The sequence below is a fragment of the Neisseria sp. P0020.S005 genome (assembly GCF_051957055.1).
Taxonomy (GTDB): Bacteria; Pseudomonadota; Gammaproteobacteria; order Burkholderiales; family Neisseriaceae; genus Neisseria; species Neisseria subflava_A.
Genome location: NZ_JBQCWV010000004.1, coordinates 156,166 through 177,729, shown reverse-complemented (window position 1 = coordinate 177,729; position 21,564 = coordinate 156,166). Strand labels below are relative to the sequence as shown.

At 50.8% G+C, this 21,564-nt stretch carries 24 protein-coding genes; 17 read left to right on the top strand and 7 right to left on the bottom strand.

The genetic code is table 11. From position 1 onward, the window contains the following. Positions 1–16: 16 nt before the first annotated feature. Genes ACTHTU_RS05285 through dxs form a run of 3 tightly spaced genes read right to left on the bottom strand, consistent with a single transcriptional unit; the run spans position 17 to position 4,392 of the window. A complete protein-coding gene (locus tag ACTHTU_RS05285; protein ID WP_440361970.1) occupies positions 17–1,417 on the bottom strand; it encodes an L-serine ammonia-lyase in 1,401 nt (466 codons plus the stop codon). Positions 1,418–1,456: 39 nt separating this feature from the next. Next, entirely contained in the window at positions 1,457–2,467 is a 1,011-nt protein-coding gene (locus tag ACTHTU_RS05280) for a glycosyltransferase family 2 protein (protein ID WP_440361969.1), read from the bottom strand. Between the two features lie 35 nt (positions 2,468–2,502). Further along, positions 2,503–4,392, bottom strand: a complete 1,890-nt coding sequence (gene dxs, locus ACTHTU_RS05275; RefSeq protein ID WP_440361968.1) for a 1-deoxy-D-xylulose-5-phosphate synthase — start codon at positions 4,390–4,392, stop codon at positions 2,503–2,505. 133 nt (positions 4,393–4,525) lie between these two features. Between dxs and orn the strand changes: the two genes are divergently transcribed. The 6 genes from orn to ACTHTU_RS05245 all read left to right on the top strand — a co-directional run bounded on the left by orn (position 4,526) and on the right by ACTHTU_RS05245 (position 9,334). Beyond that, positions 4,526–5,083, top strand: a complete 558-nt coding sequence (orn, locus tag ACTHTU_RS05270; RefSeq protein WP_039862353.1) for an oligoribonuclease — start codon at positions 4,526–4,528, stop codon at positions 5,081–5,083. 63 nt (positions 5,084–5,146) lie between these two features. Then, a complete protein-coding gene (gene queD, locus ACTHTU_RS05265) occupies positions 5,147–5,569 on the top strand; it encodes a 6-carboxytetrahydropterin synthase QueD (RefSeq protein ID WP_003748900.1) in 423 nt (140 codons plus the stop codon). A 73-nt stretch (positions 5,570–5,642) separates the two neighbouring features. Beyond that, on the top strand, positions 5,643–6,014 hold the full coding sequence (locus tag ACTHTU_RS05260) for a DUF1304 domain-containing protein (RefSeq protein WP_440361967.1): 372 nt from the start codon (positions 5,643–5,645) through the stop codon (positions 6,012–6,014). 106 nt (positions 6,015–6,120) lie between these two features. Then, on the top strand, positions 6,121–6,756 hold the full coding sequence (locus ACTHTU_RS05255; RefSeq protein ID WP_440361966.1) for a 7-carboxy-7-deazaguanine synthase QueE: 636 nt from the start codon (positions 6,121–6,123) through the stop codon (positions 6,754–6,756). Positions 6,757–7,087: 331 nt separating this feature from the next. After that, positions 7,088–8,674 (top strand): L-lactate permease, encoded by a 1,587-nt coding sequence (locus tag ACTHTU_RS05250; RefSeq protein ID WP_070460394.1) that lies wholly within the window; start codon positions 7,088–7,090, stop codon positions 8,672–8,674. 297 nt (positions 8,675–8,971) lie between these two features. After that, on the top strand, positions 8,972–9,334 hold the full coding sequence (locus ACTHTU_RS05245) for an ACP-like domain-containing protein (RefSeq protein WP_070460395.1): 363 nt from the start codon (positions 8,972–8,974) through the stop codon (positions 9,332–9,334). Between the two features lie 137 nt (positions 9,335–9,471). On the opposite strand, the gene dnaN is transcribed toward ACTHTU_RS05245, so the two are convergent. After that, the gene (gene dnaN, locus ACTHTU_RS05240) at positions 9,472–10,575 is read right to left on the bottom strand and encodes a DNA polymerase III subunit beta (protein WP_004520410.1); all 1,104 of its coding nucleotides are present in this window, start codon (positions 10,573–10,575) and stop codon (positions 9,472–9,474) included. A 106-nt stretch (positions 10,576–10,681) separates the two neighbouring features. Then, complete coding sequence (gene dnaA / locus ACTHTU_RS05235) at positions 10,682–12,247, bottom strand: chromosomal replication initiator protein DnaA (protein ID WP_440361965.1); 1,566 nt, start codon at positions 12,245–12,247, stop codon at positions 10,682–10,684. A gap of 318 nt (positions 12,248–12,565) precedes the next feature. Between dnaA and rpmH the strand changes: the two genes are divergently transcribed. From rpmH to yidC, 4 genes are all read left to right on the top strand, one after another. Continuing rightward, complete coding sequence (rpmH, locus tag ACTHTU_RS05230; RefSeq protein ID WP_002214728.1) at positions 12,566–12,700, top strand: 50S ribosomal protein L34; 135 nt, start codon at positions 12,566–12,568, stop codon at positions 12,698–12,700. A gap of 2 nt (positions 12,701–12,702) precedes the next feature. Further along, positions 12,703–13,044: a ribonuclease P protein component gene (gene rnpA / locus ACTHTU_RS05225; protein ID WP_003748912.1), complete on the top strand. Its 342-nt coding sequence runs from the start codon at positions 12,703–12,705 to the stop codon at positions 13,042–13,044. After that, a complete protein-coding gene (gene yidD, locus ACTHTU_RS05220) occupies positions 13,041–13,262 on the top strand; it encodes a membrane protein insertion efficiency factor YidD (RefSeq protein ID WP_003682178.1) in 222 nt (73 codons plus the stop codon). The genes rnpA and yidD overlap by 4 nt, the downstream gene beginning before the upstream one ends. A 118-nt stretch (positions 13,263–13,380) precedes the next feature. Continuing rightward, positions 13,381–15,027, top strand: coding sequence for a membrane protein insertase YidC (gene yidC, locus ACTHTU_RS05215; RefSeq protein WP_440361964.1), 1,647 nt, complete (start codon positions 13,381–13,383; stop codon positions 15,025–15,027). Positions 15,028–15,121: 94 nt separating this feature from the next. On the opposite strand, the gene ACTHTU_RS05210 is transcribed toward yidC, so the two are convergent. Both ACTHTU_RS05210 and ACTHTU_RS05205 read right to left on the bottom strand, forming a co-directional pair. Further along, a complete protein-coding gene (locus ACTHTU_RS05210) occupies positions 15,122–15,832 on the bottom strand; it encodes an SAM-dependent methyltransferase (protein WP_440361963.1) in 711 nt (236 codons plus the stop codon). A gap of 54 nt (positions 15,833–15,886) precedes the next feature. Continuing rightward, a complete protein-coding gene (locus ACTHTU_RS05205; protein WP_440361962.1) occupies positions 15,887–16,477 on the bottom strand; it encodes a Maf family protein in 591 nt (196 codons plus the stop codon). 55 nt (positions 16,478–16,532) lie between these two features. On the opposite strand from ACTHTU_RS05205, the gene ACTHTU_RS05200 reads away from it, so the two are divergent. The 7 genes from ACTHTU_RS05200 to fabD all read left to right on the top strand — a co-directional run bounded on the left by ACTHTU_RS05200 (position 16,533) and on the right by fabD (position 21,506). Then, positions 16,533–17,036, top strand: coding sequence for a YceD family protein (locus ACTHTU_RS05200; RefSeq protein ID WP_070460410.1), 504 nt, complete (start codon positions 16,533–16,535; stop codon positions 17,034–17,036). 33 nt (positions 17,037–17,069) lie between these two features. Then, positions 17,070–17,249, top strand: coding sequence for a 50S ribosomal protein L32 (rpmF, locus tag ACTHTU_RS05195; RefSeq protein WP_002240035.1), 180 nt, complete (start codon positions 17,070–17,072; stop codon positions 17,247–17,249). A 92-nt stretch (positions 17,250–17,341) separates the two neighbouring features. Further along, positions 17,342–17,866 (top strand): phosphoribosyltransferase, encoded by a 525-nt coding sequence (locus ACTHTU_RS05190; protein ID WP_049332638.1) that lies wholly within the window; start codon positions 17,342–17,344, stop codon positions 17,864–17,866. A 122-nt stretch (positions 17,867–17,988) separates the two neighbouring features. Further along, complete coding sequence (gene plsX, locus ACTHTU_RS05185; RefSeq protein ID WP_440361961.1) at positions 17,989–19,056, top strand: phosphate acyltransferase PlsX; 1,068 nt, start codon at positions 17,989–17,991, stop codon at positions 19,054–19,056. Between the two features lie 152 nt (positions 19,057–19,208). Next, positions 19,209–20,171 (top strand): beta-ketoacyl-ACP synthase III, encoded by a 963-nt coding sequence (locus ACTHTU_RS05180; protein ID WP_440361960.1) that lies wholly within the window; start codon positions 19,209–19,211, stop codon positions 20,169–20,171. 51 nt (positions 20,172–20,222) lie between these two features. Next, complete coding sequence (locus tag ACTHTU_RS05175; RefSeq protein WP_440361959.1) at positions 20,223–20,570, top strand: DUF1294 domain-containing protein; 348 nt, start codon at positions 20,223–20,225, stop codon at positions 20,568–20,570. A gap of 9 nt (positions 20,571–20,579) precedes the next feature. After that, on the top strand, positions 20,580–21,506 hold the full coding sequence (fabD, locus tag ACTHTU_RS05170; RefSeq protein ID WP_440361958.1) for an ACP S-malonyltransferase: 927 nt from the start codon (positions 20,580–20,582) through the stop codon (positions 21,504–21,506). The last annotated feature ends 58 nt before the right edge of the window (positions 21,507–21,564 follow it).

Sequence of the window (21,564 nt, the reverse complement as noted above, 5' to 3'; positions counted from 1 at the left end):
ATCCCCTACCCTATTGCTAACATTCCACCACGCGCACGGATACCGGTATGGCTTTTTTCTGCAAGGTGATAGCCAGGCCTGCGAGTGAGGTTTCTTTGTAGGTTGCCTTCATATCGCGGCCGGTTTGCAGCATGGTTTGAATCACTTCATCAAGTGAGACTTTTTTATCTGTGCCGTCTTCCAAAAGCGCGAGGGTGGCGAGCTTGAGGGCTTTTTCGGCGGCGATGCCGTTGCGCTCGATACAGGGGATTTGCACCAAGCCGCCGACAGGGTCGCAGGTCAGGCCCAAGTGGTGTTCCATGGCCATTTCGGCGGCGTTTTCCACTTGTTTGGGCGTGCCGCCGATAACTTCGGCGTATGCGCCCGCCGCCATGGAACACGCTACGCCGACTTCGCCTTGGCAGCCGACGTCCGCGCCGGAAATAGACGCGTTGGTTTTATACAAAATACCGATGGCACCGGCAGTCAGCAGGAAATCTTCGACACGCGATTGGTTGGCGTGCGGATTAAATTTGCGGAAATAGTGCAAGACGGCAGGAATAATGCCTGCCGCGCCGTTGGTCGGTGCGGTTACAACGCGGCCGCCGGCGGCGTTTTCTTCATTGACCGCCATAGCGTACACCATCGGCCAAAGTTGGGTATTGACGATTTCGCTCTCGCGCAGGACTTTGAGTTTGGCTGCCAATTGCGGCGCGCGGCGGCGGACATTCAAGCCGCCCGGCAGCTGCCCTTCCGCACCCAAGCCGCGCTTGATGCAGTTTTCCATCACATCGGCCACGGCAGCCACACGGCGGCGCACTTCCACCTCATCGCAACCTGCCAACGCTGCTTCATTGGCCAACACGACTTCGGAAATATTCAACTGGTTCAGACGGCATTGTGCCAGCAACTCGTCGCAGTTTTTGTAAGGATATGGCACATCCGAATTTTCCTGCGCTTCTTGTGCAAACCCTTCGTCTGTTACGATAAAACCGCCACCGACCGAATAATAAATCTGCTCTTTCAGCTTCAGGCCGTCTGAATGGTAGGCGATAAAGTTCAAACCGTTCGGATGTTTGGGCAACACTTTGTCGCCGCGGATATCCAAATCTTTTTCAGGATTGAAGGCCATTTCACGGCCGTTGAGTTTTAAAACGTGTTGCGTGCGGATGCGTTCCAAGCGTTGAGGGATGTCTGCAAGCGGGATATCGTGCGGCAGGCTGCCTTCCAAACCGAGCAATAATGCGTCGAATGTACCGTGTCCGATACCGGTCAAAGCAAGTGAGCCGTACACTTCAATGACAATGCGCGCCACTTGTGTATCCAAGTTTTCGGCATTCAGCAAATCAGCAAAAGCGGCCGCGGCCTTCATCGGGCCGACGGTGTGCGAGCTGGACGGACCGATGCCGATTTTAAAAATATCAAAGATACTGATCATAAGGTTTTCCTATCATTGTGTGTGCGGGCTGACTGTTTTTCAGACGGCCTTAAGGCCTAAAGAGGAATCTTTCGCGCCGCTTGCCAATGCAAGGACCAAATGTCCGACAATCATCAAAGGGTCGCCTGCTTCCGGCGATGTGTATTTCAGCGTCAGCGGTTTTTTACGCAAGGGTTCGTAACGGCTGACTCTACAATGCGTGTCTTCCAAACTTGTAGAACCGGCGCGGTATCTGTATGCCAACAGCCGTAAATCGTTCAAGCCCATCTTCATGCCGTTATCCAACAATTCGCGCAACTGGTTTTCCCAGGCAATATCGTTGCTTCCGTCTTTAATGGCAATCAAGATGGACTTTTCGAGGATTTTTTTGATGTGCTGATTCAAGGAACGGATTGGGAAATGCCCCAGCCACAACAAATCGGTCTCTGCAAATTGTGCGGAAAACTGCTCGATAAACCAGGAATGTAAACCTCGATAATTCGGCGAATGAAACAGGGTTGATTCAACCTTGTTGCCATCTTTATCCAACATGTAATGGCAGCCGATAATCACGCTGCAAGATTCGGCAGCCCATCTGGGAATAATGACTTTAGGGGTAAAGAGCGTTTCGAGGCGTTGCTCGGTAAATTGAGTGGTGAAATCAGGGTTGTATTGCAACGATGTCGGCAAATAGCCGCGCCAAAGATACATGCCGATCTTGTATTCACCGATGACATCCAAGAGTTGTTCCAGCATGGTACGGCTAGGACATGAAATAAATTCGTCCGCATCCAGCGGAAAAACGAAATCTATCGCTTCATCTTTTGCTACAAGCTGCTTCATAAGCAGGTTTACCAATTGGTCTTGATTGAACTTGAGCGCTTGATATTGATAGATAAATACCGGTAAACCCTCTTCTTTCAATTGAATCAGGATTTCCCTTGTGCCATCGCTGCTGCCATGATCGATGATGTGCATTTCATCCATCAGCTCGAGATTATGACGGACAAACGATTCGATAACGTCGTTTTCGTTGCGCACCATACTGATGCTGATTAATTTTTTTCCCATAAATTACGCAATGTATTGAGATGTTTTAATATTTTTCAGACGGCCTCTATCCAATCGGCAATCCGTTTTTCAACGGATTCGGCATTCAGCCCCAAATCGGCTAAGAGTTTTTTCGGGTCGCCGTGTTCGGTAACTTTGTCTTCTACACCCAGCAGCAATACCGGTTTGCAAATGCCGTGTTTCGCCAACACTTCCAACACCGCGCTGCCTGCGCCTCCTGGTTCAGCATTCTCTTCAACGGTAACGATGTAATCGTGGCTTCGGGCGAGACGGACGATTAGCTCTTCATCTATCGGTTTGACAAAGCGCATATCGGCAACGGTCGCGTTCAGATTATCGGCGGCGGTCAATGATGGGGCAACCATGCTGCCAAAGGCGATAACGGCAATTTTACTGCCTTCGCGACGGATGATGCCTTTACCTATTTCAACGGTTGCCAGGCCGTCTGAAATGGTTGCGCCCGTGCCTGTACCGCGCGGATAACGGACTGCGGACGGAGAGTTTGCTTGATAGCAGGTTGAGAGCAGCAGGCGGCATTCGTTTTCGTCGCTTGGTGCGGCAATAATCATGTTCGGCACGCAACGCAAAAAGCTCAAGTCGTATAAACCGGCATGGGTCGGGCCGTCTGCACCAACAATACCGGCGCGGTCGATAGCGAACAAAACAGGCAGGTTTTGCAAGGCAACGTCATGTACCAACTGGTCATAAGCGCGTTGCAGGAAAGTGGAATAAATCGCCACGACAGGCTTAATGCCTTCGCATGCCAAACCGCCTGCAAAGGTAACGGCGTGTTGCTCGGCGATGCCGACGTCGAAATAGCGGTCGGGGAATTGCTGTTCAAACTCAACCAAGCCGCTGCCTTCGCGCATGGCAGGCGTGATGGCAACCAGACGCTCGTCCGCTGCCGCTTGGTCGCACAGCCATTGGCCGAATACTTGCGTATAAGTCGGTTTGGCCGCAGCAGGTTTCACTTCCGGGGCAGGCACTTCGCTCGGCAGCTTGGCGACAGCGTGGTATTTGACAGGGTCGTTTTCGGCAAATTTGTAGCCGTTGCCTTTTTTGGTGATGACGTGCAACAACTGAGGGCCTTTGCGGCCGCGCAAGTCTTTTAATACGTCCACCAGATTTTCAACGTTGTGGCCGTCCACCGGGCCGGTGTAACGGAAACCAAAGTTTTCAAACAAAGACAGCGACTGTTTGGCGTGTTCCGCTTCGCCTGCCAAGGTTTTGATTTTGTTTTCGACTTTTTGGGCAAGCTCCATCGCGCCGGGCAATTTGTCCAACACTTTGCTTGATTGGGCTTTGATGGTGCTCAATAGGCCGTGCATATCGCGCACGACGTTACTGGCGAGATATTTCGGCAGCGCGCCGACATTGGGGGAAATCGACATTTCATTGTCGTTGAGGATGACCAGCAAATCGACATCCATATCGCCTGCGCAGTTCAGGGCTTCAAATGCCTGACCCGCCGTCATGGCTCCATCGCCGATGATGGCAACGCTGCGGCGGTTATTGCCCAACTGTTTGTCCGCAACGGCCATGCCCAATGCCGCGCCGATGGATGTGGAAGAATGCCCCACGCCGAACGCGTCGTATTCCGACTCGCTGCGTTTCGGGAAACCTGCCAAACCGCCGTATTGGCGCATGGTGTGCATTTGATTTTTGCGACCGGTGAGGATTTTGTGCGGATAACTTTGATGGCCGACATCCCAGACCAGATGGTCTTCGGGCGTATCGTACACATAATGCAGCGCTACCGTCAGCTCGACCGCGCCCAAGTTACTGGCGAAATGGCCGCCCGTCTTACCGACGGAATCCAACAGAAATTCGCGCAATTCGGCGGCGACTTGCGGCAGCTGTTTTTTCTCCAGACGGCGCAAATCCTGAGGCGTATCGATAATATCGAGCAAAGGGCTTGGGTTCATGATTTTTGGCGGTGATTTTTTGTGTAACGGACGATTATATCAAGAGATTGCACAACTTGTTACAAATGCTTTCAGACGGCCCGAACCTTTATCCTTTATAATACTGCCAACTGAAAACACAAGGCCGTCTGAAATGACACAAAACGCAAACAATCTCTGCTGGCTCGATATGGAAATGACCGGCCTCAACCCGGAACACGACCGCATTATCGAAGTCGCCATGATCATTACCGACTCCGATTTGAACGTACTGGCGCAATCGGACGTTTACGTTATCCATCAAAGCGATGAGTTGCTCGACGGCATGGACGAGTGGAACACCGCCACCCACGGCCGCACCGGCCTGACCCAACGCGTGCGCGAATCCAAACTGACCGAAGCCGAAGTCGAGCAAAACCTGTTGGACTTCATGTCCGCATGGATACCCGAGAAATCCACGCCCATGTGTGGCAACTCCATCCATCAAGACCGCCGCTTCATGGTCAAATACATGCCGCGCTTGGAAGCCTATTTCCACTACCGCAACTTAGACGTATCCACGCTGAAAGAATTGGCCAAACGCTGGAATCCGGCCGTCGCCAAAAGCGTGGTCAAACGCGGTTCGCACAAGGCATTGGACGACATCCTCGAAAGCATCGAAGAAATGCGCCATTATCGCGAGCATTTCCTCAAACTCCCTTCCGAACAATAATCCCAAGGCCGTCTGAAACAGGTTTTACACTGTTCAGACGGCCTCATCGGCTTCCCTCATCTCATGAAAATCACCAAAATCTTTACCTTCGATTCCTCGCACATGCTCGACGGGCATGACGGCAAGTGCCAAAACCTGCACGGCCACACCTACAAACTCGAAATCACCGTCTCCGCGCCCGTTATCCAAGGCGGCGCAAAAGACGGCATGGTGATGGACTTTACCGACCTGAAAGCCATCGTCAAACAACACATTACCGACCCGTTCGACCATGCCTTCATCTATCACGGCAACAACGAACGCGAAAGCCAAATCGCCGCGCTTTTGGAAGGCTGGAACATGAAAACCCTGCGCCTGCCCTGTCGCACCACCGCCGAAAACATGAGCGTAGAAATGTATGGCCGTCTGAAAAACGCCGGTGTCAAAGTGTGCAGCGTGAAATTATGGGAAACGCCGACTTCGTGTGCGGAATATGAAGGAGAATAAACCGGCATTTTGTATTTTTCAGACGGCCTGTTCCCCAAACACACCCATCCGCTAAACATCAAAAGGAATCTTCATGAAAATCATCTCCACCCTCCTCGTCCTCTTCGTCGCTGTCGAACACTTCTACATCGCTTGGCTCGAAATGACGCAAATCCCAAGCGAAAAAGCGTCAGAGCTGTTCAACATGCCTTACGAATTTATGGAACAAAAGCGCGTACAAACCCTGTTTTCCAACCAAGGCCTGTACAACGGTTTCCTCGCCATCGGCTTAGTATGGGCGCGCTTTGCCGCACCCGACAACGCGGTTTACGGCGCGACCATCCTGTTCCTCGGCTTTGTCCTCATCGCCACCGCATGGGGCGCGTTTTCATCCGGCAACAAAGGCATTTTGCTCAAACAAGGCTTGCCGGCATTTTTGGCCGCCGCAGCCGTCATTAACGCTTAAACACACCAGCCGTTCTTTCCACTCGAACTAACAGAAAGAATGGCTGCCTCACCCGATTTCTCAAAACGCTTCACCACAACAATTAAATCCCGCACACCCGACATTCATGACCATTCAAATCACTCCGAACAATCCCCAATACCGCATTGTCGAAATCTTTGAAAGCCTGCAAGGCGAAGGCTGGAACACAGGTATGCCCGCCGTTTTCATCCGCCTGGGCAAATGCAATCTCGCGTGCAACTGGTGCGATACCGACTACCTCAAATTCGGCATGATGAGCCTGTCCGATATTTTGGGCCGTCTGAAAACCTACACGGCGCGCAACATCATCATTACCGGCGGCGAACCCACCATCCAACCGCATTTGGATACCCTGCTCAACACACTCAAAGCCGAAGGCTATTTTCTGTGTATCGAAACAAACGGCCTCAACCCCGCGCCGCCGCAAATCGACTACGTTGCCACCAGTCCCAAAGCCTGTTACTCCGCCAAATACGAAAAAAGCTGCATCGAGAAAGCAGACGAAGTGCGCATTGTCGCCGATGGCGATGTCATTGCGTTTTGCCAAGAGATGGAACGCAAAATCCGCGCCCGACATTACTATCTTTCCCCCTGCGAACAAGACGGTGCAATGAATATCTACGACACCATCCGCCAAATCGGCGTATTAAACAGCCGACCCGATGCACTCGTCCATTGGCAATTGAGCGTACAAACGCATAAATGGGCAGGAATAGAATAATTCGTTTGAAATCAATTAAAAACAAAATCTTTACAAAATATTGAATGTAAATACCATTCGATATTCGACCAAATGAACTACTGGCAAAGCTCTCAGGCCGTCTGAAAACCCTATTTCAGACGGCCTTTTTATTACAAACCACTTGACCGATTACATAAGATTACGTAAAGTGTGCAACAGTTTTCATAAATTGGTAAAACCAATTTACCTGATAACTGGTTGCATCTAAAAAAATAGCAATCCTTATTCGAAAAACATTAACTACTCAACACATCGCATCAAACCGCCATTGATTGACGGTTATGATGCTTGTTGCCCCGAGGATAATCCCATGGCTCTCTTTCTCAGTATTTTTCCCATCGTGCTGCTGATCTGGCTGATGGTTAAGAAAAACAGTATGCCGTCCTACGTCGCGTTGCCGATTACCGCCGCGCTGATTTATGCCATCAAACTGTTTTATTTCGGCGACGATGCCATGTTGCTCAACGCAACAGCCGCGTCCGGCCTCGTCTCTACCCTGACCCCGATTACCGTAATTTTCGGTGCCATTATGTTTAACCGCATGATGGAAACCACCGGCTGTATCGATGTCATCCGCAAATGGCTGGCCACCATCAGCCCGAATCCGATTGCCCAGTTGATGATCATCGGCTGGTCTTTCGCCTTTATGATTGAAGGCGCATCCGGTTTCGGCACACCTGCCGCCATTGCCGCGCCAATCCTGATGAGCTTGGGCTTCAACCCATTAAAAGTAGCCATCTTCACTTTGGTCATGAACTCCGTACCCGTATCCTTCGGTGCAGTAGGTACCCCGACTTGGTTCGGCTTCGCTCCTTTGGGCTTGGATCAAAAGAGCATTATGGAAATCGGTATGCAAACCGGCGTAATGCACTTCTTTGCTGGTTTCATCATCCCTGTGATCGGCTTGAGCTTCATCGTACCTTGGGCTGAAATCCGCAAAAACTTGGGCTTCATCGGTATCGCCGTATTCTCCTGTACCCTTCCTTACGTTGCATTGGCGATGGTCAATGAAGAATTCCCATCTCTAGTTGCCGGCGCAATCGGCCTGATGGTATCCGTATTCGCCGCAAACCGCGGCTGGGGCTTGAGCAAAGATTACGCCAAAGACCCGAATGCAGAAAAAGTACCTTTCGCACAAGTTGCCAAAGCACTGGCTCCTTTGGGTATGCTGATCGGCATGCTGGTGATAACCCGTATCAAACAGCTGGGCATCAAAGGCCTGCTGACCAGCAAAGAAGAATGGTTCAGCTTCCAACTGCCGTTTGATTTGTCCAAAATCACCGTCAGCGACTCCCTGACCATCACCTTCGGCAACATCTTCGGCCAAGGCGTAAACGCTTCCTACCAAACCCTCTACGTTCCGGCTTGGATTCCGTTTGTCTTCACCGTTTGGATTTGCATCCTGCTGTACAAAACCAAATTCAAAGATGCGTGGTCTTTCTACGCTGCAACCTTCAACCAAACCAAAAAACCTCTGCTTGCCCTGATGGGTGCGCTGATTATGGTTCAACTGATGATGGTTGGCGGCGACGACTCCATGGTGAAAATCATCGGTAAAGAATTTGCCAATATGGCTGGCGAACACTGGGTGTACTTCTCCCCATACCTGGGTGCAATCGGTGCATTCTTCTCCGGCTCCAACACTGTATCCAACTTGACCTTTGGTCCGATTCAACAACAAATCGCGCTTGATACCGGCCTGTCCGTTACCCTCATCCTCGCCCTGCAATCCGTAGGCGGCGCAATGGGTAACATGGTCTGCATCAACAACATCATCGCCGTATGCAGCGTGTTGAACGTAAACAACGCCGAAGGCGCGATCATCAAGAAAACTGTCATCCCGATGAGCATCTATGGTGTCATCGCTGTGACTATCGCTTCAATTTTCTTCTTGTAAACCGCTTCATATCAAAGGCTGTCTGAATATTCAGATGGCCTTTTTTGTATTCTTTCGCTATATTTCTTAAAGAATCATTAATGTATATATTCCGCAACAATCCGCATAACCACTTTGCAACACCAAATTACAAACAACTTTCTATTAATAAACAATCGGGTAAGCATAAGTAAACACTGTTTTGCAATTTACCTAATTGCCACTACCGACAAAACGCCTAAAATACGCTTCATCTGCAAACGGAAACCCTTTCTCATTTTGCAAGATAACACACAACCCTCATATGGAGCTTAGATCATGAAATTACTTTCTGTTATCACTGCAGCCGCATTGGCTACTGTTTCCTTCTCTGCTGCCGCTGCACCTGCCGGCTTCGTTTCTTACCATTGTGACGGTGGCAAATCACTGAACGTGATGTACGGCTTTGACCGTAGCGGTCGTGCAGTTACTGCTGACGTAAACGCCGGTGGCAAAAAAGCCTCTTTGGTTGTCAACAAAAAACGTTCTGACAGCACTGGCACTACTTTCACCAACCGTCAAGGTTATGCAATGTCTGCCGGTTTCATCGACAAAAACACCCACACTACTTCTGAAGTAGTTGGCGTGAACGCCCCTAACGGCTCATTCCTGGTGAAAAACTGCGAACCACGTCCACGTTAATCCCAGTTTTCCTATTTAACCGAATTATCCCGGTTTAATCAAAAGGCCGTCTGAAAAACAATTTTCAGACGGCCTTTTGATTCAATCCTATAAAAAAGAGCGTGTCCCGTACACGCTCTTTTTGTTTGTTCACCCAATTAAATACGCATCGGCATCACTATGTATTTGAAGTTCGGATTATTCGGCACGGTAAACAGCGTTGAACGGTTGGCATCGCCAAAAGCAAGCTGCATATCGTCGGAATGGATGTTACGCAACACATCCATCAAGTAGCCGATGTTGAAACCGACTTCGAGTTCTCCGCCTTGATAAGCGATTTCAAGCTCTTCGCGTGCTTCTTCCTGCTCGTTGTTGCTACATACGACACTCAGCAAACCAGGCTGCAGGAACAGTCGTGCACCGCGGAATTTTTCATTGGCAAGAATGGCCGCACGTTCGAGCGCACCCAAAAGCTGGGTACGGGATACGAGGAAAATCTTGTCATTATCCAAAGGAATCACGCGGTTAAAGTCAGGGAATTTGCCATCGATGACTTTGCTGACAATGGTCGTGCCATTGCATTGGAAGCGTACTTGATTGTCCAAAAGCTCAACGGTGATGGACTCGGACGGATTATTTAACAGCTTGAAGAGTTCCAATACCGTTTTGCGCGGCAGGATTACTTCCGTTTTCGGCAGTTCTGCTTCAATTTGGCTGGCCGCATAAGCAAGGCGGTGACCGTCGGTTGCAACAAGGCGCAGTTGGTTTCCTTCAACCTGCATCAGCAAGCCGTTGAGGTAATAGCGGATATCTTGAACCGCCATGCTGTATTGCACTTGCGAAAGCATGGTTTTGAAGGTTTCTTGAGTCAGCGAGAAAGTCGCGCTGACGTCGCTGCCGACGTTCATCAACGGAAAGTCTTCAGCCGGCAGGGTTTGCAGGGCAAAACGGGATTTTCCCGCGCGCAAAGTCAAGCGGTTGTCCGCCCAATCCAGTGACACCAACGCACTGTCAGGCAGGGCGCGCAAAATGTCTTGGAATTTTTTAGCGTTGGTCGTAATACGGAAATCGCCTGCCTGACTTTCAGGGCCGGCGGTATTGATTTGGATTTCCAAGTCGGTTGCCAAAAGTTTGGTTTGTCCGTCTTTGCTTTCCAGCAACACATTGGACAAAATCGGCAGAGTATGGCGACGTTCGACAATACCGGTAACGGCTTGCAACGGCTTGAGCAGACTGTCGCGATCGGCTTGTAAAATCAGCATGTTCCATTCCTTTGAATTTGAAATCGGTTGATTTGGGTATTTTAAAATATTTTTTGTATTCAGACGGCCTCATATTGACATCAGGCCGTCTGAATATTGCATTGGGTCAGTTCTGAATCAAAATCAGCAGTTTTTCGTAGTCTTGCGCCAATTCGGGATCTTCTTCACGCAGTTTCGCCACCGCTTTAACACCGTGCATCACAGTCGTGTGGTCGCGACCGCCAAAGGCATCGCCAATAGAAGGCAGACTGAGAGTGGTCAGCTCTTTGGTCAGGCTCATGGCAACTTGGCGCGGACGGGCGATGTTGCGCGTACGTTTTTTGCCTAATATATCGCTGATTTTAATACGGTAGTATTTGGCTGTCGCATCGATGATGATGTCGGCAGTAATGACTTTGTGTTTCTCGGCAATAATATCCTGCAAAGCCGTACGCGCCAAATCCATGTCGATGACAGGACGGTTCATAAAACGGCTGCTTGCGCTGACACGGTTAAACGCACCTTCCAGCTCACGAACATTGGAGCGGATCAGATTGGCAATAAACAGAGCAGCTTCGTCTTCGATACTGATACCGGCTGCTTCTGCCTTTTTCTGCAAAATCGCCACGCGCATTTCCAATTCGGGCGGTTCGAGTTCCAAAGTCAACCCCCATGAGAAACGGGATTTGAGACGGTCGTCCATGCCCTCGATTTTGGCAGGTAATACGTCGCACGTCAGGATCAGTTGTTTTTTTTCGTTGTGGAAATGGTTGTACAGATAGAAGAACTCTTCCATCGTACGGTCTTTACCTTTGATGAACTGGATATCGTCGATAATCAGCAGGTCATATTGTTTGTATTGTTGCTTGAACACATCATAAGTGTTGTTGCGCACAGCCTTCATAAAGCTGCGGATATAGTCGTCCGAGTGCATATAACGCACTTTGGCATCAGGACGGTTTTTCAACAATTCGTTGCCGATGGCTTGCACCAAGTGGGTTTTACCCAAACCGGTACTGCCGTATAAGAAAAACGGGTTGTAGCCCTGTCCCGGATTTTCAGCAATCGCTTGGGCGGCTGCGGCGGCAAGGCGGTTGCCCTTACCTTCCACCAAAGTTTCAAATGTATAGTCGCGCGACAGATTGGTCTGTTCGTAGCGCGCTTCTTCCGCATCGTGTTGTGCGTCGGTTTTGGCTTTGGCAACTGCTTTAGACTCAGCCGGAGCAGCAGTTTGCACTTGAGGCTCATGCGGCAGGGTTTTCATGCGTTGTGCCAAAATCTCGGCAGCCGTCATGGCAGCGGCAGGCTTGGAAACCGTTTCAGACGGCCTATCTTCTTCCATTGCAGCAGTTTGCAAAGGCATTTGAACAGGCTCTACAAACTCTTCAACTTCAATGACTTCTTGCACTTGCACCGGCGCAACAGCCTGAGCCGCCATTTCATAATGCGCACCTACGCCCGGCTTAAACGCGAAAGCAGCCTGCTGGGGCACCAACTCGGCACGTACGGCGTCAATTTTGGCGGCAAACTGGCTTTTGAGCATATTGCAGGCAAATTGGTTTTTACCATACACCACCCATACGCCGTTTTCTTCGCCCACGGTCAAAGGCGCAATCCATTGCGCAAACTGCCCGGCAGGCAACATTTCGTGAAGGCGGCAAAGGCACAGCGGCCAAAATTCAGCTAACGTCATGAGATTAAGCTCGGAAAATGGAAGATTTGGGAAATACAAGAAGGCAGTGCAGACGGCAATCCGATAAAAATCAAATTTTTACGATACTCCCGCTGCTTTCAGACGGCCTTGCGCACAGAGAAAGGCAAGGTTGGGCGATTATACCCATTCCGCTCTTTTTTATCCACAACCGCCGCAAAATTTTATCCACAAATTCTATCAATGCATAAAACCCATTGTCACACTTTGGCCAACGAAAAGTTTTTATATTGATTGACAAAAGCAACAAATTAGAGTGTAATTCACGGTTTAATTATCTACCAATTTTTAGGAAACATCATGAAACGCACTTATCAACCTTCCGTTACCAAACGCAAACGCACCCACGGCTTCTTGGTTCGCTCCAAAACCCGCGGTGGTCGCGCAGTATTGGCTGCCCGTCGCGCCAAAGGCCGCAAACGCCTGGCTGTATAATTTTGAATTACGGCTTCTCGAAGCAGTATCGCTTATTAAAAACGGATGATTTTTCATCCGTTTTTGCGTTGAAAAACCGACGCAGCCGCGATTTGCTGCAAGTCTCCCAGTCCGCAGACAACGCACTCGGCCATCCGCGCCTTGGTTTGGTCGTCAGCAAAAAGACCGCCAAACGCGCCCATGACCGCAATTATATGAAGCGCGTCATCCGCGACTGGTTCAGGCTGAATCAACACCAGCTGCCGCCGCATGATTTTGTTGTGCGCGTGCGTCAGGCGTTTAATCGGGAAACTGCCCCGGAAGCCCGAAACCAACTTGCCCAGCTGATGAAAAAACGCCGATGAACACCCTGCTTTCCAAGCTCCTCCTTGCACTCATCCGCTTTTACCAATACTGCATCAGCCCCCTCATTCCGCCGCGCTGCCGCTATACCCCGACCTGTTCACAATACGCAGTCGAAGCCGTCAAAAAATACGGCGCATTCAAAGGCGGATGGCTGGCAATCAAACGCATCGCACGATGCCATCCTTTCGGCGGACACGGACATGACCCTGTTCCATAATGCTGCTGTCAACCATTTAAAGAACACGATTTCCTTTAATTTCCCGTCGGTTTCTATATAATGCCGTCTGAAGCAGTTTTCATCTCGATTACCTATCCGTCAATTCCAGGAATCTCTTATGGATTTTAAAAGACTAATGGCGTTTTTTGCCATTTCAGTGGCAATCTTTGCCGGCTGGGAACATTTTTTCCCCAGCCCCAAACCTAATCCGGCGCAACAAGCCACGCAACAGCAAACGGCCGCCACTCCGGCAAAAGCCGCTGCCGAAGCCGCGCTTGCCCCGGCTTCTCCCATTACCGTTACCACAGACACGGTCAAAGCCGTCATCGATGAGAAAAGCGGCGACCTGCGTCAGCTGACCCTCTTGCAATACAAAGCAACCGGCGACGAACACAAACCTTTCGTCCTGTTTAACGACGGCAAAGAATACACCTACGTTGCCCAATCCGAGCTTTTGGACGCACAAGGCAACAACGTACTAAAAGGCATCAGCTTTACCGCTCCGCAAAAACAATACAGTTTGGAAGGCGACAAAGTTGAAGTCCGCCTGAGCGCACCTGAAACCAACGGCCTGAAAATCGACAAAGTTTATACTTTTACCAAAGGCAGCTACTTGGTTAATGTCCGCTTTGACATCACCAACAGCAACGGCCAACCTGTCAACCTGAGCGCAGACTACCGCATCGTTCGCGACCATAGCGAACCTGAAGGCCAAGGCTACTTTACCCGCTCTTACGTCGGCCCGGTGGTTTACACCCCTGAAGGCAGCTTCCAAAAAGTCAGCTTCTCTGATTTGGACGACGATGCCAAATCCGGCAAATCCGAAGCCGAATACATCCGCACAACCCCGACCGGCTGGCTCGGCATGATTGAACACCACTTCATGTCCACTTGGATTTTACAGCCTAAAGACGGCCAAAGCGTTTGCACCGCAGGCGACTGCCGTATCGACATCAAACGCCGCAACGACAACCTGTACAGCGCGAGCGTCAGCGTGCCTTTAGCCGCCATCCAAGCCGGCGCAAAAGCCGAAACTGCCATCAATCTGTATGCCGGTCCGCAAACCACTTCCGTTATCGCCAACATCGCCGACAAACTGCAACTGGCCAAAGACTACGGCAAAGTACACTGGTTCGCCTCCCCACTCTTCTGGCTCTTGAACCAACTGCACAACATCATCGGCAACTGGGGCTGGGCAATCATCGTTTTGACCATCATCGTCAAAGCCGTACTGTATCCATTGACCAACGCCTCTTACCGCTCTATGGCAAAAATGCGTGCCGCCGCACCTAAATTGCAAGCTATCAAAGAGAAATACGGCGATGACCGCATGGCGCAGCAACAAGCCATGATGCAGCTTTACAAAGATGAGAAAATCAATCCGCTGGGCGGCTGTCTGCCTATGCTGTTGCAAATCCCCGTCTTCATCGGTCTGTACTGGGCATTGTTCGCTTCCGTAGAATTGCGCCAAGCGCCTTGGTTGGGTTGGATTACCGACTTGAGCCGTCCGGATCCTTTCTACATCCTGCCTTTTATTATGGCGGCGACCATGTTTGCACAAACTTATCTGAATCCGCCGTCAACCGACCCTATGCAGGCGAAAATGATGAAAATCATGCCTTTGGTTTTCTCCATCATGTTCTTCTTCTTCCCTGCCGGTTTGGTTCTGTACTGGGTAGTCAACAACCTCTTGACCATCGCCCAACAATGGCATATCAACCGCAGCATCGAAAAACAACGCGCCCAAGGCGAAGTCGTTTCTTGATGAAGGTTTAGGCAACACAAAGGCCGTCTGTTGTTCAGACGGCCTTTTTTATTTCCTCAAACAAATACAGTTTGAGATTGAACCCAATCCAGTTCTAAGCGGCATGCAACACAAAAATCGTCGGGCGTTTTTTCAAATTCGGCATTTCTTTTCTTTTTCGCCACTGCGCAATCGTCTGGCTGATGATTTCCTGTGTCGGCAAGGTCAAGTCCGTAGCCACGCACAAGCGCGTTTCAGGATGCAGGTTTTCCACCGCATCAGCCAACAACGCATCGTTGCGATACGGCGTTTCGATAAACAGCTGCGTTTCATTCTGCTGGCGCGAACGTTGCTCCAAAGCCTTCAAACTCTGAATGCGCTCACTTTTTTCAGACGGCAGATAACCCTTAAACGCAAAGTTTTGCCCATTCGCACCCGAAGCCATCAGCGCCAGCAACAAGCTGGACGGACCGACCAAAGGCCGTACTTCAAAACCGTGTTTATGCGCCAATGCCACCAAATTCGCGCCAGGATCGGCCACAGCCGGGCAACCCGCCTCACTGACAATGCCCATACTGCGCCCTTCTTGCAAAGGTTTCAGCAGTTCCGGCAAAGTCTTCAAATCCGTGTGTTCATTCAGCGTTTGCAGATTCAGCTCACGGATAGGCGTAGTCACGCCCAAATGTTTCAAATGCGCACGCGCTGTTTTTTCCGCTTCCACAACAAAATCCGTCAACCCGACAATCGCCTGTTGTTCATGCGGCAACAGGCATGGCGTATCAGGCGCACCCAAAGGGGTAGGAATCAAATACAAAATCGGTTTCATTCTTGCAACTCCAAAAAATATCAGGCCGTCTGAACACATTCAGACGGCCTCAAACTATAAAACTTCCACACCTTCGTTTTTCAAAAAATCAATCAGACGGAAAATCGGAAGGCCGATTAAAGCATTCGGATCCGTACTTTCAATCCGCTCCAACAAAGCGGCGCCCAAACCCTCGCTCTTCGCCGCACCGGCACAATAAACCGCATCCGGCTCGCGTTCCAAATATCGGCTGATTTGCGCCTGCGCCAACTGTCGCATGACAACCACCGTACGATCGACATGATGCTGAACCTTGCCCGTAGCAGTATTCAAAAGCACGATTGCGCTGTAAAATTCAATCCGTTTCCCGCTCAAGTCCGCCAGCATCTGTTGTGCATTTGCGACGTTCATCGGCTTGCCCAACTGCCGTCCTTCGCACCATGCGACTTGGTCTGCGCCGATAATCAGCGCGGCAGGGAAAGTTGCTGCCAATGAACGGGCTTTGCCTTCCGCCAAACGCAGTGCCGTCTCGCCCGCATGCTCGCCCGCAATAGGCGTTTCGTCAAAATTAGGCGATGCCGTCTGAAAATCGATACCCAAACGGCGAAGCTGTCCGCAGCGGAAAACCGAACTCGACCCTAAAACCAAAGGCAGTTTTACTTCCATATTTTTACTTAAAAACATTGACGTTAGACCGCCGAAATTATATCATACTCCGTTTATGTCATACCCTAATTTGATTGACCCAGAAGTTTTCGCCGCCGAAGGGCAGAATCTGCAAGGCAGCTTCCTGCTCGAAGAATTGGATGAACGAGTCAGTTCGCACGATTATCCGGCCGACAAACAGACACGCGTGTCGTTTACGCTGCAAGGCGGTCGCGACCGGCTGCACCGTCTGTTTCTCGATTTAAACGTCAAAGCCGACATGCCCCTGATTTGCCAGCGTTGCATTACGCCCATGCCGTTTCTACTCGATGAAACCAGCCGTATCGTCCTGTTTGCCGATGAAGAGAGTTTGGACGAAGCCATGCTTGCCGATGAAGAATTGGAAGGCATGCTGCTCGAAAAAGAGCTTGACGTGCGGACTCTGGTTGAAGACCAAATCCTGATGTCGCTCCCTTTCTCCCCTCGACACGAAGACTGCGGCAACAATGGAACACTGGAAGAAGTCAATCGGGACAAACCAAACCCCTTCGCTGTTTTAGCAGGTTTGAAAAGCAGTTAATTAGGACACAGTTTATTTATCTAGGAGCTTGAAATGGCCGTTCAACAAAACAAAAAATCCCCTTCTAAACGCGGTATGCACCGTTCACACGACGCTCTGACTGCGCCTTCTCTGTCTGTTGACAGCGCAACCGGCGAAGTACATCGTCCACACCATATTTCTCCAAACGGTATGTACCGTGGCCGTAAAGTGGTAAAAGCTAAAGGCGAATAATCTGTTCGTCTGACTGAAAAAGCCAGAATATTGCCATGCAATGACTGGCTTTTTTGCATTGCACCCTGTATTTTCCTCTTCGGAAGCACACCATGAAACGTAAAATCTGGTACACCTACGACGACATTCACCGCGTAATCAAAGGATTGGCGGAAAAAATCCAAAACTCCGGCACCAAATACGATGCCATGATTGCCATTGGCGGCGGCGGTTTTATCCCTGCCCGCATGTTGCGCTGCTTCTTGGAAATCCCGATTTACGCCGTCACCACGGCCTACTACGACAACGATCACGAAGGTCAGGTGACCGAGGAAGTGAAAAAAGTCCAATGGCTTGATCCCGTTCCCGATGTACTGAAAGGCAAAAACGTACTGGTTGTTGACGAAGTGGACGACAGCCGCGTTACCATGGAGTTCTGCCTGAACGAATTGTTGAAAGAAGATTTCGGCACCATCGGCGTGGCAGTATTGCATGAAAAAATCAAAGCCAAAGTCGGCAAGATTCCCGAAGGCATCCCTTATTTCAGCGGTATTACCGTGGAAGACTGGTGGATCAACTATCCTTGGGATGCGCTGGACATCGACGAACACAACAAATTGGCCGCGCAAAACCAATAAATCTGGCACGACCGTCGCAACAAGCCTTTTCATCTGATTTTCAATTCAATCTCCTGAAAATCAGATGAGTATGCTTGTCCGATTGTCTGAGGCCGTCTGAAACACACAAACCGGAGAACAACATGATTACACTGGCCGTAGATGCCATGGGCGGAGATGCAGGCCTTGCGGTTACCGTCCCCGGTGCAGTGGATTTCCTGAAACAGCAATCCGACGTACATCTGATTATGGTCGGAGATGAAGCAGCAGTCCGCCAAGCATTAAGCTCTGCTGGCGCGCCTATGGACCGCATTACCGTCTGCCATGCAGCGCAAGTTGTCGAAATGGATGAAGCGCCGCAATCCGCGCTGAAAAACAAAAAAGAATCATCCATGCGCATCGCCATCAACCAAGTCAAAGAAGGCAATGCGCAAGCCGCCGTATCGGCAGGCAATACCGGCGCACTGATGGCGACCGCCCGATTCGTCCTCAAAACCATTCCCGGCATTGAGCGCCCTGCTATTGCCAAATTCCTGCCTTCCGACAGCGAACACGTTACTCTGGCTTTGGATTTGGGAGCTAACGTCGACTGTACGCCCGAACAACTGGTTCAATTTGCCATCATCGGCAGCGAGCTGGTACACGCGCTGCACCCTGAAAAAGGCAGTCCGCGCGTCGCCCTTTTGAACGTCGGTACAGAAGACATCAAGGGTACGGATGCCGTCAAACAAACCTTTAAACTGTTGAGCAGCAGCAAACTCAACTTCATCGGCAATATCGAAAGCAACAGCGTTTTGTATGGCGAAGCCGATGTCGTTGTCGCAGACGGTTTTGTTGGCAACGTTATGCTCAAAACCATCGAAGGCGCGGTTAAATTCATGAGCGGCGCCATCCGTCGTGAATTCCAAAGCACCCTGTTCAACAAACTTGCCGCCATTGCCGCCCTGCCCGCGCTCAAAGGCTTGAAAGGCAAACTCGATCCGCGCAAATTTAACGGCGCCATCCTGCTTGGTTTACGCGGTATCGTGATTAAGAGCCACGGCGGAACCGACGAAGTCGGCTTCCGTTATGCTTTGGAAGAAGCCTACCACGAAGCCAAATCTGCCGGCCTCGCCCAAATCGAACAAGGCGTAGCCACCCAGTTGGCCGCTTTGGAAGCCGCCAAAGCAGCCGAACTGGAAGAAACCGCTATTTCAACAACGGAAGCTTAAGGCTGATATATACAGGCCGTCTGAAACTCCAAAAAGTTCAGACGGCCTGTTTTTATCTTTAATCACCGACTGCATTCTTAATATTGGGAATTTTCCCATTTTCGCTTACAATACCCGACTATCTGAATCAACTCTCTAAAAAGGCCGTTCTCATGCAATATGCCAAAATTTCCGGTACAGGCAGCTACCTTCCTGCCAACCGCGTCAGCAATGACGACCTTGCCAAAAAAGTGGACACTTCCGACGAGTGGATTACCACGCGTACAGGTATCAAATTTCGCCATATTGCAGACGACAGCGAAAAAACCAGCGACTTGGCCGCCGAGTCAGCGCGCCGCGCCTTGGCAGATGCCGATTTGCAGGCTGACGATATCGATCTGATTATCGTCGCCACAGCCACTCCCGATATGCAATTCCCTTCTACGGCAACCATCGTGCAGCAAAAATTGGGTATTGCCAACGGCTGCCCTGCCTTTGACGTACAAGCCGTGTGTGCCGGTTTTATGTATGCCCTGACCACTGCCAATGCCTACATCAAAAGCGGCATGGCAAAAAACGCTTTGGTCATCGGCGCGGAAACCTTCAGCCGCATCGTCGATTGGAACGACCGCACCACCTGCGTCCTCTTTGGTGACGGCGCAGGCGCGGTTGTCTTAAGCGCATCTGACGAACCGGGCATCATCCACGGCAAACTTAAAGCCGACGGCAACTACCTCAACCTTTTGAACGTCCCCGGACAAATCGCCAACGGCCAAATTTGCGGCTCACCCTACATCAGTATGGACGGCCCTGGCGTATTCAAATTTGCCGTCAAAATGCTGTCCAAAATCGCCGATGACGTTATCGAAGAAGCCGGTTACACCACCGATCAAATCGATTGGATTGTGCCGCACCAAGCCAATAAGCGCATTATCGACTCTACCGCCAAACACTTGGGCTTGAGCATGGATAAAGTGATCTTGACCGTCCAAGACCACGGCAACACGTCCGCCGCCTCCATTCCGCTGGCACTGGATGTCGGTATTAAAAACGGCCAAATCAAACGTGGACAAAACCTTTTGCTCGAAGGCATCGGCGGCGGTTTTGCCTGGGGTGCGGTTTTGGTGAAATACTAACGGCTGGGCCGTCTGAACACCCCTTTCAGACGGCCTATTCTGCTCAAACCCATGAAATCCCTAACGTTTGCACTCTGCATCAGCAGCCTGTTTTTAAGCATAACGGCTGTAATATTGCCCAAACTGGCAATCGCCTATCTCGCACTGAGTGCATACGTTTTCCTGCTTTACTACCAAGACAAACAGCGCGCACGCAACCACGGCAGACGCATACCCGAAGCAAAATTGCATCCGCTCAACCTGCTTGGTGGCTGGACGGGCGGTTATTGCGGCAGCCTCGCATTCAGGCACAAAACCAGCAAACCCGGATTTGTCCGCACCTTCCGGCTGACCGCCGCAACCAATACTGTCGCCACCCTCCTTCTGCTGGCGGACACCCTCAAACATTCAAACCAATAAGGAATTACCATGTCTTTCGCATTCTTCTTTCCCGGACAAGGCTCACAAAGCCTAGGCATGATGAACGGCTTTGCCGAGCAAGCCATCGTTAAAGCCACATTTGACGAAGCTTCCGCCGTATTGGGTCAAGACCTGTGGGCAATGATTAACGGCGAAGATGCCGAATTAATCGGACAAACCGTCAACACCCAGCCCATCATGCTGGCTGCCGGTATTGCCACCTACCGCGCCTACTTGGAAGCCGGCGGTAAAATCCCTTCCGTTGTTGCAGGCCACAGCCTCGGCGAATACACCGCCCTCGTCGCTGCCGGCGCATTGGATTTCGCAGACGCGGTCAAACTCGTCCGCCTGCGTGCCGAACTCATGCAATCCGCCGTACCACAAGGCGTAGGCGCAATGGCCGCTATCTTGGGTTTGGAAGATGAACAAGTAAAAGCCATTTGTGCCGAAGCCGCACAAGGCGAAATCGTTGAAGCCGTAAACTTCAACTCCCCAGGCCAAGTCGTAATTGCCGGTAACACTGCCGCAGTCGAACGCGCCATGGCCGCCACCAAAGAAGCCGGAGCCAAACGCGCCCTGCCGCTGCCTGTTTCCGTTCCTTCACATTGCAGCCTCATGAAGCCTGCAGCGGAAAAACTTGCCGAAGCACTGAAAGACATCACCATCAAACAACCGCAAATCCGCGTTATTCATAACGCCGATGTTGCCTCTTACGATGATGCCGACAAAATCAAAGATGCCTTGGTACGCCAACTGTACAGCCCAGTGCGCTGGACAGAAACCGTCAACGAACTTGTCTCCGAAGGCATCACCGAATCCGCCGAATGCGGCCCCGGCAAAGTCCTCGCAGGCCTCGCCAAACGCATCAACAAAGAAGCCGCGTGCAGCGCATTGACCAATGCCGACCAAGTGGCTGCATTTATCGAAGCCCAGTAAAACGTTTTCAGACGGCCTATCCTGTCAGGCAAGGCCGTCTGAAAAATCAGCCCACTCC